Source organism: Pseudomonas sp. SDO524_S393, from assembly GCF_054071875.1.
The window spans coordinates 95,305-108,482 of sequence record NZ_JBSVVZ010000004.1; the positions used below are offsets into that span (position 1 = coordinate 95,305).

The 13,178-nt window shown below is 56.7% G+C and carries 9 protein-coding genes and 3 pseudogenes; 6 read left to right on the plus strand and 6 right to left on the minus strand.

The features are described 5' to 3' along the window. Positions 1-602 precede the first annotated feature (602 nt). The 6 genes and pseudogenes from ACW9IB_RS03510 to ACW9IB_RS03535 form a co-directional block, all read right to left on the minus strand. Entirely contained in the window at positions 603-2,444 is a 1,842-nt protein-coding gene (locus ACW9IB_RS03510) for a UvrD-helicase domain-containing protein (protein ID WP_457412366.1), read from the minus strand. A gap of 357 nt (positions 2,445-2,801) precedes the next feature. Next, the gene (locus ACW9IB_RS03515; protein WP_457412427.1) at positions 2,802-3,005 is read right to left on the minus strand and encodes a JAB domain-containing protein; all 204 of its coding nucleotides are present in this window, start codon (positions 3,003-3,005) and stop codon (positions 2,802-2,804) included. Between the two features lie 94 nt (positions 3,006-3,099). Beyond that, positions 3,100-3,885: pseudogene (locus tag ACW9IB_RS03520) on the minus strand (recombination directionality factor); the annotation flags it as partial. A gap of 30 nt (positions 3,886-3,915) precedes the next feature. Then, a pseudogene (locus ACW9IB_RS03525) lies at positions 3,916-4,283 on the minus strand (lambda-exonuclease family protein); the annotation flags it as partial. 93 nt (positions 4,284-4,376) lie between these two features. Continuing rightward, positions 4,377-5,345, minus strand: a pseudogene (locus ACW9IB_RS03530) (DUF932 domain-containing protein). 66 nt (positions 5,346-5,411) lie between these two features. Further along, positions 5,412-5,741 (minus strand): hypothetical protein, encoded by a 330-nt coding sequence (locus ACW9IB_RS03535; RefSeq protein ID WP_457412368.1) that lies wholly within the window; start codon positions 5,739-5,741, stop codon positions 5,412-5,414. 431 nt (positions 5,742-6,172) lie between these two features. Between ACW9IB_RS03535 and ACW9IB_RS03540 the strand changes: the two genes are divergently transcribed. The 6 genes from ACW9IB_RS03540 (at position 6,173) to hmgA (ending at position 13,176) form a co-directional block, all read left to right on the plus strand. Next, positions 6,173-6,829 carry a helix-turn-helix domain-containing protein gene (locus ACW9IB_RS03540; RefSeq protein WP_457412371.1) on the plus strand — a complete coding sequence of 219 codons (657 nt, stop codon included), beginning with the start codon at positions 6,173-6,175 and terminating at the stop codon, positions 6,827-6,829. A gap of 450 nt (positions 6,830-7,279) precedes the next feature. Beyond that, positions 7,280-8,653, plus strand: a complete 1,374-nt coding sequence (locus ACW9IB_RS03545) for an amino acid permease (protein ID WP_457412373.1) — start codon at positions 7,280-7,282, stop codon at positions 8,651-8,653. Positions 8,654-8,702: 49 nt separating this feature from the next. After that, positions 8,703-9,974 (plus strand): OprD family porin, encoded by a 1,272-nt coding sequence (locus ACW9IB_RS03550; RefSeq protein ID WP_457412375.1) that lies wholly within the window; start codon positions 8,703-8,705, stop codon positions 9,972-9,974. A gap of 163 nt (positions 9,975-10,137) precedes the next feature. Further along, the gene (locus ACW9IB_RS03555) at positions 10,138-11,427 is read left to right on the plus strand and encodes an FAD-dependent oxidoreductase (RefSeq protein WP_457412377.1); all 1,290 of its coding nucleotides are present in this window, start codon (positions 10,138-10,140) and stop codon (positions 11,425-11,427) included. Positions 11,428-11,444: 17 nt separating this feature from the next. Continuing rightward, positions 11,445-11,822: a RidA family protein gene (locus ACW9IB_RS03560; RefSeq protein WP_457412380.1), complete on the plus strand. Its 378-nt coding sequence runs from the start codon at positions 11,445-11,447 to the stop codon at positions 11,820-11,822. Positions 11,823-11,886: 64 nt separating this feature from the next. After that, on the plus strand, positions 11,887-13,176 hold the full coding sequence (hmgA, locus tag ACW9IB_RS03565; RefSeq protein WP_457412383.1) for a homogentisate 1,2-dioxygenase: 1,290 nt from the start codon (positions 11,887-11,889) through the stop codon (positions 13,174-13,176). The last annotated feature ends 2 nt before the right edge of the window (positions 13,177-13,178 follow it).

Consider the following 13,178-nt stretch of genomic DNA (forward strand, 5'->3'; position numbering starts at 1 on the left):
TAATGTTGAGCAAGCATGTTTCCGTTAGAACGCGTGAAAATAGTTACAGAAATGCCTATTTCTTGATTCAGTGCTTGCTCTTCAGTTTAATGATTTGTTGGTGCCTACGCCGAATTTCCCCAGTTGCTGAGATTTCACTGACCCAGTCTGACTCCTCGCGAATCTTTGTCTGTGCTGGACTCTTGAAGGTTTGGAGATGGGGCAGTCTTGTCTCGGCACGTAGGTCAATTCATCGTCGGCGTGAACAGCGACTCTGCACCATGTAATCGCGGAACTGCTTGGGGGTAGAATAGCAAGGTGAGTTGCGCGGACGCTTACCCTAGGCGGTCGAAACTTAGTCTCTGGCGCTTCCTGGCCGAAGCGAGTGAATCATGGCAAATGGGATTCGCTGTGCAATTCCCGAAGAGGAATTTTAGATGAAGGAATGACTGCAGGACGTAAGGATAGAAGCTATTCAATGGTTTTTATCAGCGTAGCACGCACGTTTCAGCGGGATGGCAGGTAACTGCCATCCCTACCGTGACCAGTCGGATCTATAGTCAGGAGATGTATCGATTGGATGACTATCCCCCTCGGCTCACTGTTTATCTCCTCATTAGCCATTAGCCGCCAATAGCGTAGTCTGGGAAATACGTTCCGAAACTGTTCAGTTCAGGCGCGGAACAAACGACCGTCAGCCAGCTTCCTTCTTGGCTCCGCTTCAGCCGCGTCAGGCCTGCGTAGACTAGCGCCAAGCTTTGCGCATTTGCAGCCTCTGTCACATAGACGACCAGTAGGCGAGACTCCCATCCCTTGAAGCTATGCAAGGTGGTTGCCTTGAGCTTGGCATCGCCTATATAAAAGCCCATCTTCCTGCGGCGATGGTCAGAACCAAACGTATCAACAGCCCGAATATTGTATTCATTGAGACGACTTACTACCTCGGCTCCAGATGCCATATTTCCGGTCAACATGGTGATGTCAGCATTGGCCAAACCGTTTTTTCCGGTCTGATGCATCAGGGCGAGGATTTCGTCCGAACAAACGACCTTGGCATTCTCCGGGCTACATTGCACCCAGCGAAGGTGGCACGGGTACAGATCAAGTGATCCTTGATCTGGCTGCGGTAAATCGACCACATCTTGAGGAAGGAACATCTCCGCAAAACTGCGTGCAAGGTGTAACGCATCTGGAGGCAATCTGTAGCTGACACTAAGTTGCGCCCAGCGTCCCCCTGGGAATCCGGCTCCCTTCATCACGTCATCTGTCCACGCTTGAGCAGTCCCGTAAATGTCTTGCGTCGCATCTGCGACCAAGAGCATCTCTCCGCTCGGTTTGCAGGCCTTGCGCAATACATCCCACCACAGCGGGCGAAAATCCTGCCCTTCGTCAACAAGAATGGCATCATATCGTGAAGTTCCAGGCTGCATGACAGCCTCTGCTGCCAAAAGTGGCAATTCGATATTCAGAGCATCCTCTCGGCCGTTGGCCCACAGAGCGTCATACCTCTGTTCCCATCCCGCTTCATAACAGACATGCTTGCACCACAAATGGAAGTGAGTGAATCGAACATTCCGTATCCGTTTTGGTGTATTGAGGTCGCGAACGATGAAGTCACGTAAATAATGCCAAAGCGTGATGTTGAAAGTAGCGACCAGTACAGACTTGCCTTCGTTAGCAAGCCTCGCGGCACGTGCCGCAAGCACGAGGGACTTTCCCGAGCCTGCCGGCCCTTTGATCCGACGATAGCCGGATTCAGTGCGAGTTTCGGCTAAAGACCGCTGGTTACGATCCAAGGTCAGAGGCGCCCTTTGCGTCGATGAGAAGTCCGGCTCGACAAGCCAACCGCGTAGGTCGTTGGCCAAGTTTTCTGACATGAGAAAGGAGTGGCTGCGGCTGGCTTCCGGGAATACGAGCTCCATATTTCCTGTTGAAATTTCGCTGAAACCGGTGACTGGTTGATATTTTGCGTGATCGTCACCTTGCTTAGTCTTTAAGAAAGGAGACAGGAGGCCCTTGACCTGCTCCACTCTTGCGAAAGGGAAGATGACCCCCGCGGTAATGGTTGCCCATCCTCTCTCTGACTGAATACGTGGGCAATAAAGGTCGAAAATTTCCTTCTTATAAAGATTTACCTTGGTGACAGGATTCTCGCTCTGGAGGCAGAATTCTTTTCCGTCCTTCTCAGCCCAGAGCGTCGGATGTCCCCGTTCATCCAACTTTGTGAAGTACCTCATGGCGTTCAGATTCCAGTCTTTCACCTCGAACACCGCGATGCCAACCTTCGGATTTAACAGAACGAAATCCGGGCGTAAGCCATTCAAATGGGGCTGGATGTAAATCTCCCAATCGGGCGTAAGACTCTGGTTGAACATCTGAAAAACCTGTTGCTCGCCAGCGGTCAGTGGCTGCGGTAATTTTGCGTGCTCAAGCAAAGGCGGATGGATCACTCTTTCATTAGACATTTAGATCATTCTTCCCTGAGAACTCACTCTGCTTGCAAGTGAGGCAGTCTTTTAGGTTTTATGGAGTTATTTCTTAAGGTAATTTTCAACTTTGAGAGCAGCCGCTTTCTTTAGGTTATTAAATACACATCGAGGCTAGACCCCCCCCTACTTAACCGTCTCTTCCGCAGCGTCATGATCGCGCCAGCACAATCGACGGATTCCTACAGTAGCCTAATGTGGATTGTCTCCAGCCATGGCTTTGGCTGCGGTCGGAGCAAAGTACAGGGGGCATACAAAAAATTAAGTGAGAGCTAACAGTGCCGATAGCCCCTCGGTATCGGCCAAGGAAGTTTGTCGGCCGCAGTGACCTCGGAGTTACAGATAACCTCGTTCTGCTAACGAAACACAACCTTCATGACCCACCACCACATGATCCAATATCCGGGTACCAACTAGGTTGAGAGCGTTCTTGAGGGGGGTCGTAAGGGTTCGATCAGCTTGGCTGAGCTCCGGGTCACCGGAGGGATGGTTATGAACCACAATTAAGGCCGCGGCATTGTGCTCTACCGGAGACTCCATGACGAAAGTTCCGGTTGTTTCACCGGCTATCAGCTTGTGGTATTTCATTCGGGTATTCCTGAGCGAATAGGGGAGAAGGCAGAAGAGCTGGTGGCTACTGAACCGAGAGCCTGCTTTTGTGCTGCGAGGCTCGCGATTCCAGCTTCGGGGCAGGTGAGGGTTTGGCAGGCGCTGCCGGTGGAGGGGGGGAGTTCTATATGGCCGGGGTGATGTTCAATGAGAGGGAAGAACTCCTCGACGATGGCACCGGTGTCTTCCATGGTGTCCCAAAGGCCCCGTTGTTAAAGCCCTGCCGTGCCGCTTGATCTAAGGCGCTTTGGTCAAAGCCAGCGGCTTGGCGGGTTTCCTCCAATTGCTTGGCTGCAAGTAAAGCATCCTCCATGCCCAGACCGCTGCGTACCGTGATGTCTACGTAGAAAATCGGTACACCGTGGCTTTGGCGAGAGGACTTATCACGAAGACGCAACCCCAGCGGCAGGCAGGCCAGTCGATCGCAGGAGATGGTTTGCAGATAGTGCAGTCGCGTTGCCAGGGTGCGGATGCTGTTGTAGCCTGTGGTGCTAAAGACAAAACTACCCCGTGGATCGTCATCGCCAATCACCACGTTGAGCCGGCCGTAAAGTTTGCAGGCATCGCCTTGAGCCAGTGAGCAGCCATCCGGTGAAGGGCAGGGCAACGACTGAATACCATCCTTTGTCAGGCGCTTGCAGGTCTCACCATTGCCGACGCACAGCGGCCGTCCAGTGTTACGGTCGAACAGATTGTAGTCAGCCCGAAAGTAGAGGTCCGGCTCGTTGTAGAGCAGCATGCTGCGCAGTTTGCCGTCCTGGCCATTGCGCAGTTCTTCGTTTAGGGGATGCAGCAACCAGCAGTCACGGTTAACCTCACGGTCGATATTGGCCAGCATCTAGGCCAGTTTGGGATCAGTATGCTGCAGAACCGCATTGACCCGACGGATCCGATGACCGCTGCGCCGGGTGTAATGGGATGCGACAATCGGTTCCAGGATGTTGCCCCAGTACTGGGGGCTTTCCTCATCCTGCGGATTGAGCATGGTTAGTAAGGTGTCACACCGGGTTTTTCCATCCACAGTTCCAGCTGTGATTTATAAGGGTTCAGGCCCACAGCGGCGGCATCCGAACTGCCGATGCCTTGCTTGCGCACGGTCAACCAGTCCTCACGCGGAAGTTGTTTGGTGCCGATCAAGCGTAAGGCAGGGCGGGGTTTAGTTCTGAGATGTAGTGGGATTGACTGCTCAGAATCATTTCCTTGAGGCATAAAAAACGCCTGATCAGCACGAAGCTGATCAGGCGTTTAGGGAGTGGAAGAACAGAATGGGGAAGGGGTTGATGAGGACAGTGAAAACTAGGCCTAAGCTGCAAGTTGTAGCGCCGCCTCCAGCGCCCGTTGCTTGAGCTGTGCTCCTTGCCCGAACCAGGTAGAGCCCATGCGGTACTCGATGTTTCTCGCCCGGCGCTCGTGGTCGACGTATTCCGTCACGGCGTTGAGCAAGCCCCAGGCGGTTCCTTGAGCTGACTCCAGGGTTGACCCGCGGCCCTGACCTTAATACAGGCATAGCACCTTGCGTATCGCCCGCTCGTTGGGAAGTATTACCGGTAGTGGCATGTTCGGATTGGCATCACACAGCACGTTTATGAAGAATCTCATGGCTTCATGCCGCTGAACTTTGCGTTCAGACAGCAGACGCATTCGGTGCATGAAGTCGTCCCATTGCGAGACGGCGATACTGAGTTGCTTTTTCACCGCCTGTGGATCGAATCGCGTGCTGTGTGGCACCTTGATCACCTTGGTCGTACTGTCCAGGGCGATCGTCAGCGTGTTGTTGCAGACGACCAGCACAGCGGTGGGTGTGGCCGTGATAGCCAATGTACCCTCTCAGAAGGTGGCCAGCAGCAGATAACCATCGACCTGATCGTTGCCTTTCAAGGTCGTACGTTGGCCAGAGCGTGCCAACGCTCAAAACTTGCGACCGCCTTTGAGTACGCCGGCCGTTTTTAACTCGTAGCCCGAGACTTCAGTGAGGTCCCGATAGAACTCCAAGACCTCGTGCGGCTGCACGACCTGGTAGCGCTGAGAAACGACGGACAACGGGGCATTGGTATCGGAGCGGTAGAGAACCTTCTGGGCAGGGAAAGTGTGAATTGAGCCAAGTGCACCGATGCTATAGGATTTGAAATGCGCCGGGCTGTCCTGGATCTTCCAGTCGATACCCGCTTCGCGTTGCCAGATTTCGATGGGTTGTTTTGGAGAAAGGCGACTACCCAGACCGTGCCAGGGAGTTGCGCCAATATAAGCCATTTGTTCAATGAGATGAGCCATGGGAATAGGTCCTTTGACAAAAGGTGGCCCCCTGTTTGCACGAGAAACAGGGGCTGACTCGATGAGTTAGCGATTAGCGCTGAAGCTGTTACCGCACTCCGGGCATTGGTAGTTGTTCAGTACCTTGTCGTCGATCTGTTCACCGAGCGTGGCCCCGGCGACACCGCCAGCGCCCCCACCAAACAGTCCCCCTAAAATCGCCCCAGCGACGCTCCCGATTGCGATGCCTATTGGGCCTCCGGCGACACCTAAAACAGCTCCAGCTTCGGCGCCGGACAGAACGCCAGCTGCACCGCTGGTGGCGCAGCCTGCGGCACCGATCAAACCACATGCTTGTTTGCCAATATTTTTCGTGACGATGCGTCCAGAGTTACAACTTGGGCCAGAGTTATACATACTTAGATCCTCTCAAATGATGAGCGTGCTAAGCGAAGTGCAGGCACGCTAAAATTTCAACTGCAGTCGATACAGGTAGGCGTTCATAGAGGTGATATAGGTTTGAAAATTTTTGAACTGGATTCAGATCGTATTAGGAAGCGTCTCGTCTCGAAAAAACTGTCTTGGAGCAAGTGATTTGGTTTCTCTAAGCCGAATCGCCCATGCCGATGAAGAATCATCTGTGCAAGTTCGCCTCTAAGGTGTATGGAAATGGTTTGCATGGCTTTGGATGCAGTCGGCAGTGACCGCCCTTATGGCGATTTGCGTGAACAAAAGTTTGAACGATCTAAAAACAGTCACACGCATTAGGCTGCGTTTTGCTTAAATGCGAAGTTTTCGCCTATCACCTTTGTCCCGGTGCTAGAATGCTCGCTAGCCAAGGAGTTGTTGTGAAAAGCAAGCCTGCGCAAGTCGCCACATCCCCCAATCTGCTCAACCCCGAAACACTGGGTGTGCGCCTGCGCACGGCGCGCAAGCAGCGTGGCTGGACGCTGGTGCAAGTCGCCGAGCGCTCGAATGTTTCCATCACCACCATCTCGCGTGCTGAGCGTGGCCAGTTGGCGTTGGGCTATGAAAACGTTGCCGCATTGGCGCAAGCGCTGCAGCTCGATATCGGCACCTTGTTCTCGCATGACTACGACCAGGCGCCACCTCACCAGGGGTCGGTGATCACGCGCGCGGGGGAGGGCGTAGCCTACAAGGGTATGTCGTTCACCTACGAGTTCCTCGCCACTTCGGTTCCGGGCAAGCCCATCAACCCGGTCCTGGGCACTGTCCACGCCCGCAAGATCAATGGCCCCGAGGACTTCGCCAGCCATGCCGGCGTCGAGTTCATCTACGTCCTGTCCGGGGAGGTCGAGGTTCATTTCGACACCGGTGAAGTCAGCCGTTTGAACAAAGGCGACTCGCTGTACTTCGACAGCCGCATCGGCCATGCCTACATCAGTGTCAGCAAGCAGTTGGCCAAGATCGTGGGTGTGATTACCGCTGAGAGCGATCACATGATGCTGGCGCGCCAGGGGCATGATGAGCCTGAGCCGCTGTAAGCCTTGCTTCTTCCCGCCTGAGCGCTTCCTGCGCTACGCCCGCTGAGCCCCTTCCTTCCCCGTTTTCCCTCGCGACGCTTTGTCATCTCGGACGAACGGTACGTCCCTTTATTTTTGCGTATACGCAAATAAAGCTTGATTAAGCTGACGGAAGGTAGTTTCATGCATTCTTCGCGTATACGCAAATTTTGCGTAATACGCCTCTCTCTTTGAGAGAGAAGGGCAACGCTTCGCGAGCGCAGGTTCCAGCTCAGTCAGGTCACCAGGAAACGAAGGTTTCCAAGGGCCGGGTGCAAGGAGTGGGGTCAGGCGAAAGAGTCGGGGAAGGTCTCTGCGTAGTGAAGCAGCGTTGCGTGCAGTCAGCTGGCAAGGGCGGGCTTTCTGGGTCGTTGCTGACCGGAATGAAGCTAATTTCGAAAAACAATTAGGCTAATACTAGGCGGTAACAACATGGCGAATAAACTTCTCAGCTCACGCCAGATTGCATTCATGGCGCTGGGCATGTCTATCGGGGTCGGCCTGTTCTTGGGCTCAGCTTCAGCCATCAAATCGGCTGGGCCATCTGTTCTCCTGGCCTACATAATCAGCGGTGGCATCATCTTTTTGATCATGCGCGCGCTGGGTGAAATGACCGTTCACAACCCGGTGTCTGGTTCATTTGCAGCCTATGCGCACGAATACCTCGGGCCGTATGCAGGTTTTCTCTCGAGTTGGAACTACTGGATCCTGATGGTCGGGGTTGGCGTCGCAGAGTCCACAGCAGTCGGGATCTACATGAAAGTCTGGTTCCCCGACGTGCCGCAATGGATCTGGGTGTTTTCCTCCATCGTCTCGATCTGTGCACTGAACCTGCTAGCGGTCCGCGCGTTCGGTGAAGCTGAATTTTGGTTCGCACTCATCAAAGTCGTCACGATCCTTGCGCTGGTTGTCGGCGGCGTGTTGATGATCGTCACCGGCTGGGGTAATGGCGGCGTCCCTATCGGTTTCTCCAACCTCTGGCAGCATGGCGGCTGGTTCCCCAATGGGTTGAGCGGAATGTTCCTGTCGTTGCCGATCGTGGCCTATGCATTCGCCGGTGTGGAAATGATCGGCATCGCTTCGGCCGAAGCCGAAAACCCGAAGAAAACCATTCCGCGGGCGATCAACTCGGTGCTGTGGCGAATCCTTCTGTTCTACGTCGCTGCACTTGCGGTCATTCTTACCATTTACCCGTGGGACCAGATCGGCACGCAAGGCAGCCCGTTCGTCACGACCTTCGAGCGACTGGGCATCAAGGAAGCCGCGGGCATCATCAACTTCGTGGTGATTACCGCTGCGCTGTCGAGCTTCAACTGCATCTTGTACAGCGGTGCGCGCATCCTGAAGAAGCTGGCTGATGAAGGGCAGGCACCCAAGGCGCTGCGCAAGATAAGCGACAACGGCATTCCTGCACCGGCTGTCTATGTGACAGTAGCGTGCATGGCCTTTGGCGTGCTGCTCAACTATGTCGTGCCCGACCGCGCGTTCGGTTACATGATGTCCATCCTGGCGTTCAACGTCGCCTGGACCTGGGGCATGATCGCCCTGACCTACATGGCCTTCCAGCGTCGCATCAAAAGCTCCGGCGCCGTCACCGAGTTCCCCATGCCACTCCGAACCCTCGCGCCGATCGTGTGCTTGGCGTTCGTGGCCTTCGTGCTCTTCATGCTCGGCTACGACCCTGAAAGCCGCGCCTCCCTGTACGCAGGCGGCGTTTGGACCGCAGCGATTTCGATTGTGTACTTGCTCAGCATCCGGCCCGCAAAAAATGCCGTCGGCGCTTCGCAACGGCCAGAAAAAATCTGACTCATCCAATGAAAAATCCAACAAAAACGTAAACAGATGGGGAGCTTTTATGGGCAACTATCGCTTGGGGTTGATGCTGTCAGGCCTTGCTTTCGTCGGGCAGGCCGTGGGTGCCGATCAGGCCGCGTCGAAAGGCTTCGTTGAAGACAGCCACTTCGATGTTCTGCTTCGAAACGCCTATATCAGTCGTGATTACGATGACGGTCGCCAAGACAAGGCGGAATGGGGGCAAGCAGTCATCGGAAAGTTCAGTTCTGGTTTCACCCAGGGCACTGTAGGCGTAGGTGTCGACGCATTCGGGCTTTACGGTATTCGTCTGGATGGAGGTAAAGGAAAGTCCGGCGCTGGTGGCATTGACTTCTTCAAGCGTGGTGACAGTGAAGAGGCGGCCAGCGACCTCAGCCGCGGCGGCGCATCTGTGAAGTTCAGGGTGTCGAACACGGTTATCTCGTACGGTGACCTGATGCCAGCGTTGCCTGTGCTGAACTATGACAACGCCCGCCTGCTGCCCGAAAGCTACACCGGCACCTTGCTCGTCTCTCGTGAAATCAAGGGCCTGGAACTGAATGCCGGACACTTCACCGCGCAGGCCCGCAAGAGTGCCGAAGGTCGCGACAGTGGCGGATTGAAGCAGATCGACGTGCTCGGGGGCAGCTATGAATTCAGCGAAAGGCTAAGTGCCTCGGTGTACATGTCCGATGTACAAGACCGCCTCAAGAAACACTACTTAGGTGCGACCTATGTATTGCCGCTCGACCAGGTCCAGACCTTGAAGTTTGACTTCAACGGTTACCACTCTAGGTTGGATCAGGCCTACGCTGATTCGCTGTCGACCGGTCGTGAAAACACCATCTGGAGTTTGGCGGCGACTTACACCTACGGCGCTCACTCGTTGACCCTGGCACATCAACGCAGCAGCGGCGATACCGGCTACCAATATGGCCGGTACCAAAATGTCGGCGGTGTAGGCGATGGCGGAAGCACCATTTTCCTGGCCAACTCCTATTGGTCGGATTTCAACGCCGAGGACGAACAATCCTGGCAGCTCGCTTATGACCTGGACTTCGCTGCATTCGGCTTGCAAGGGCTGACTTACCGCATAGCCTACGTGCGCGGCGACAACATCCGCACCAACGACGGCGAGGGCAGGGAGCACGAGCTGTTCAACCAGGTTCAGTACGTCGTTCAAAGTGGCCCGGCGAAAAACCTGAAACTGCGACTGCGGGGATCCTGGTTGAGGGTTTCGGATAACGCCAGCGACTACAACGTGAGCGGCAATGAAGTACGGGCGTTCGTCGAATACCCCATCAATATTTTCTAACGTCCTGAATAGGCACCGCAGTGGGCTGCAATGCGGCCCACCGCATCCGGTTGGTTTTTGGAAGTTTCACCGCCAAGAGATTTTCTTCGGCTGTTTATTTTTTCGACGCCACCGGTAATTCGCCAGGCATACGCATGCCTGACATTGAATCGAAGGATTGCAGATGCACATCATCGTCGTGGGAGCAGGCATCAGTGGCACCGTCACTGCACTGTCATTAATCAACGCAGGTCACAGCGTTGAGGTCATCGAAGGCGCCCAGGCGCCGGCGACCGGCGCGAGCCTGGCCAATGCCGGCCTGATCTCTCCGGGGCACTGCTTCAGTTGGGCGGAGCCTGGTGTGGTCGGCGTAGCGATCAAGTCGCTGCTGGGCCTCGGCGATGGCATCGGCATCTATGGCCCCTGGACGGCAGCGCTCGCGCGCTGGGCCACCCTGTTCGCGCGCGAAGCGACGGAGTCGCGCTGGCTGGCCAATTCGAAGGCTGCGCTGGCCCTTGCCAGCTACTCCCGCGACCTTCAATTCAAGCGTGATGAAATCTCCCAGACGAGCTATGGCGGCCGACACAACGGCATCCTCTACCTGTACGGCGAAGGGCAGGCGCCCGGCCCGCACGATGCGTTGCTGCTGCAGGAGGCCGGCGAGCATTTCGAAGAGCTCGACGCGGCCGCCCTGCTGAAAAGGGAACCCTTGCTGAACAAGTCCGAAGTCGCCTTCGCCAAGGGTGTGTACTGCGCTCACGACGGCACCGGCGATGCCGCGCGCTATGCCAGTGCCGCCCTGGACAAGGCCGTGGAGCTGGGCGCCACGGTGCAGTTCGACACCCGTGTATTGGGCTTCGACGTACGCGACCGCAGTGCCAAGGGCGTGTTCACCAACAAGGGCCATTGCAAGGCCGACCTGGTGGTGGTGACCGCGGGGCTGGCCTCGCGCAGCTTGCTCAAATCCATCCAGCACGATCTGCCGATCCACCCGGTGACGGGCTATTCGGTCTCCTACGACGCGCCGCTGACGCAGGGCCCGACGGTTGGCGCCGTGTCCATCCCGCACAAGGTCGCCTGGGCCAACTTCGGCGCAGCCACTCGCTTCACCGGCTTCGCCGATGTAGGCGTTCCGGGTAGGCGCACGGTCGAGCGCCGCTTCAAGGAACTCGAGCGCTTTGCCGGGGAAGTGTGCCCGCAACTGAAGACCTGCACGCCACGGCGGTGGGTGGGGCAACGCCCCATGACGCCCGACAACTTGCCGTTCCTCGGTGCCAGCCGAGTGCCGAACATCCTGCTCAATTGTGGCCACGGCGCAATGGGCTGGACGATGGCCTGTGGCTCGGCGCGAATCATCACCGACCTGGTGATGGGCAATGAACCGGCTATCGACCTCACCCCCTACCACTGGCGGCGCTACGGGGTACTGGGGCGCACCGATCAACACCTGCAAGTTTCCTCTTCGTTGTTTTGAGCTTGGGAGCGTATCGAATGCAAGACACTGTTTATTACCCCAGCGCTGCAGCGCTGCCATTTTCCTCGGCGGTGCGTGCTGGTGGTTTTCTCTTTCTCTCCGGACAAATCCCGTTCGATAACGATGGTAAGCCGCACGCGGGCGCTATCGACGAACAAACCCATACCGTGCTGACCAGCATTTCCAGAACATTGCGCGCGCTGGGAAGCTCACTGGACCAGGTCGTGAAAGTGACCGTGTGGTTGAGCGACCTGAGCCACTTCGCTGCGTTCAACGACGTCTACCGCAGTTATTTCAACCCGCAACGCCTACCGGTGCGCAGCCTGGTGCAGGCGCAACTGGCCTTTGGTGTCGGCGTGGAAATCGAAGTGCAAGCGCTGGACACCAACGCTTGAGTCCGCGCGGCAGTCGAGCGCGTTGAAGGGCGTGGTACGTGGATTCAAGCATTCTGGAGTACTCATGAGCGTCGAGCTGGAATATCAATCAGGGTTTGCCAACGAGTTCAGCAGCGAAGCCATCGCCGGTGCGTTGCCGGTAGGGCAGAACTCACCGCAGAAAGTGCCCTTTGGACTATATGCCGAGCTATTTTCGGGTACGGCCTTCACCATGCCGCGTGCAGAAAACCGGCGAACCTGGATGTACCGGGTCCAGCCGTCTGCCAACCACCCGCAGTTCGTGCGCTTGGAGCACCAACTGGGCGGCGGGGGGCTGGGCGCGAGAACGCCCAACCGCCTACGCTGGAGCCCGCTGACGCCGACCACCGCACTGGTCGATTTCATCGACGGCCTGGTGCGCATGGTCGCCAGCTCGGCCCCGGAAAGACCTACCGGCGTCACGGTGTACAACTACTTCGCCAACCGCTCGATGACGAGAGTGTTCTTCAACGCCGATGGCGAAATGCTGGTGGTGCCGCAGTCGGGCCGTTTACTGATCCATACCGAGCTCGGAAAGCTTGAGGTCGAGCCTCAGGAAATCGTCGTGCTGCCGCGTGGGTTGAAGTTCCGGGTAGAGCTACTCGACACCAGTGCTGCGGGATATATCGCTGAAAACCATGGTGCGCCCCTGCGTCTTCCTGACCTCGGGCCCATTGGCAGCAACGGCCTGGCGAACCCACGGGACTTCCTCGCGCCCGTCGCGGCCTACGAACACACCACAGGGCCGGCCGTGCTGGTGCAGAAGTTCCTTGGCGAACTGTGGGGCTGCACCGTTAACCACTCGCCACTGGATGTGGTGGCCTGGCACGGCAACAACGTGCCCTACAAATACGACCTGCGCCGCTTCAACACCATTGGCACGGTGAGCTTCGATCACCCGGACCCGTCGATCTTCACCGTGTTGACCTCGCCCACCAGCGTGCACGGCCTGGCCAACCTCGACTTCGTGATCTTCCCGCCACGCTGGCTGGTGGCCGAGAACACCTTCCGTCCGCCGTGGTTCCACCGCAACCTCATGAACGAATACATGGGGCTGATCACCGGCGAGTACGACGCCAAGGCCGATGGCTTCCTGCCCGGTGGCGGCTCGCTGCACAGTTGCATGAGCGCCCATGGGCCCGATGGCGCTACCTGCGCGCAGGCGGTGGCGGCCGAGCTGCAGCCGGTGAAGATCACCGACACCATGGCGTTCATGTTCGAAACCAGCCAGGTCCTGCGCCCGAGTCGATACGCGCTTGAAACCTCGCGCCTGCAAGCGGACTACGACGCTTGCTGGGTGTCGATCCCCACGACCTTCGACCCGGAGCGCCGTTGAGC

Excerpts from the sequence above, each read along its gene's own strand:
- ACW9IB_RS03545 (WP_457412373.1), top strand. The coding sequence starts at position 7,280 with ATGGCGAATAAACTTCTCAGCTCACGCCAGATTGCATTCATGGCGCTG.
- ACW9IB_RS03560 (WP_457412380.1), top strand. The coding sequence starts at position 11,445 with ATGCAAGACACTGTTTATTACCCCAGCGCTGCAGCGCTGCCATTTTCC.
- ACW9IB_RS03550 (WP_457412375.1), top strand. The coding sequence starts at position 8,703 with ATGGGCAACTATCGCTTGGGGTTGATGCTGTCAGGCCTTGCTTTCGTC.
- ACW9IB_RS03515 (WP_457412427.1), bottom strand. The coding sequence starts at position 3,005 with ATGGAGTCTCCGGTAGAGCACAATGCCGCGGCCTTAATTGTGGTTCAT.
- ACW9IB_RS03535 (WP_457412368.1), bottom strand. The coding sequence starts at position 5,741 with ATGTATAACTCTGGCCCAAGTTGTAACTCTGGACGCATCGTCACGAAA.
- ACW9IB_RS03510 (WP_457412366.1), bottom strand. The coding sequence starts at position 2,444 with ATGTCTAATGAAAGAGTGATCCATCCGCCTTTGCTTGAGCACGCAAAA.
- hmgA (WP_457412383.1), top strand. The coding sequence starts at position 11,887 with ATGAGCGTCGAGCTGGAATATCAATCAGGGTTTGCCAACGAGTTCAGC.
- ACW9IB_RS03555 (WP_457412377.1), top strand. The coding sequence starts at position 10,138 with ATGCACATCATCGTCGTGGGAGCAGGCATCAGTGGCACCGTCACTGCA.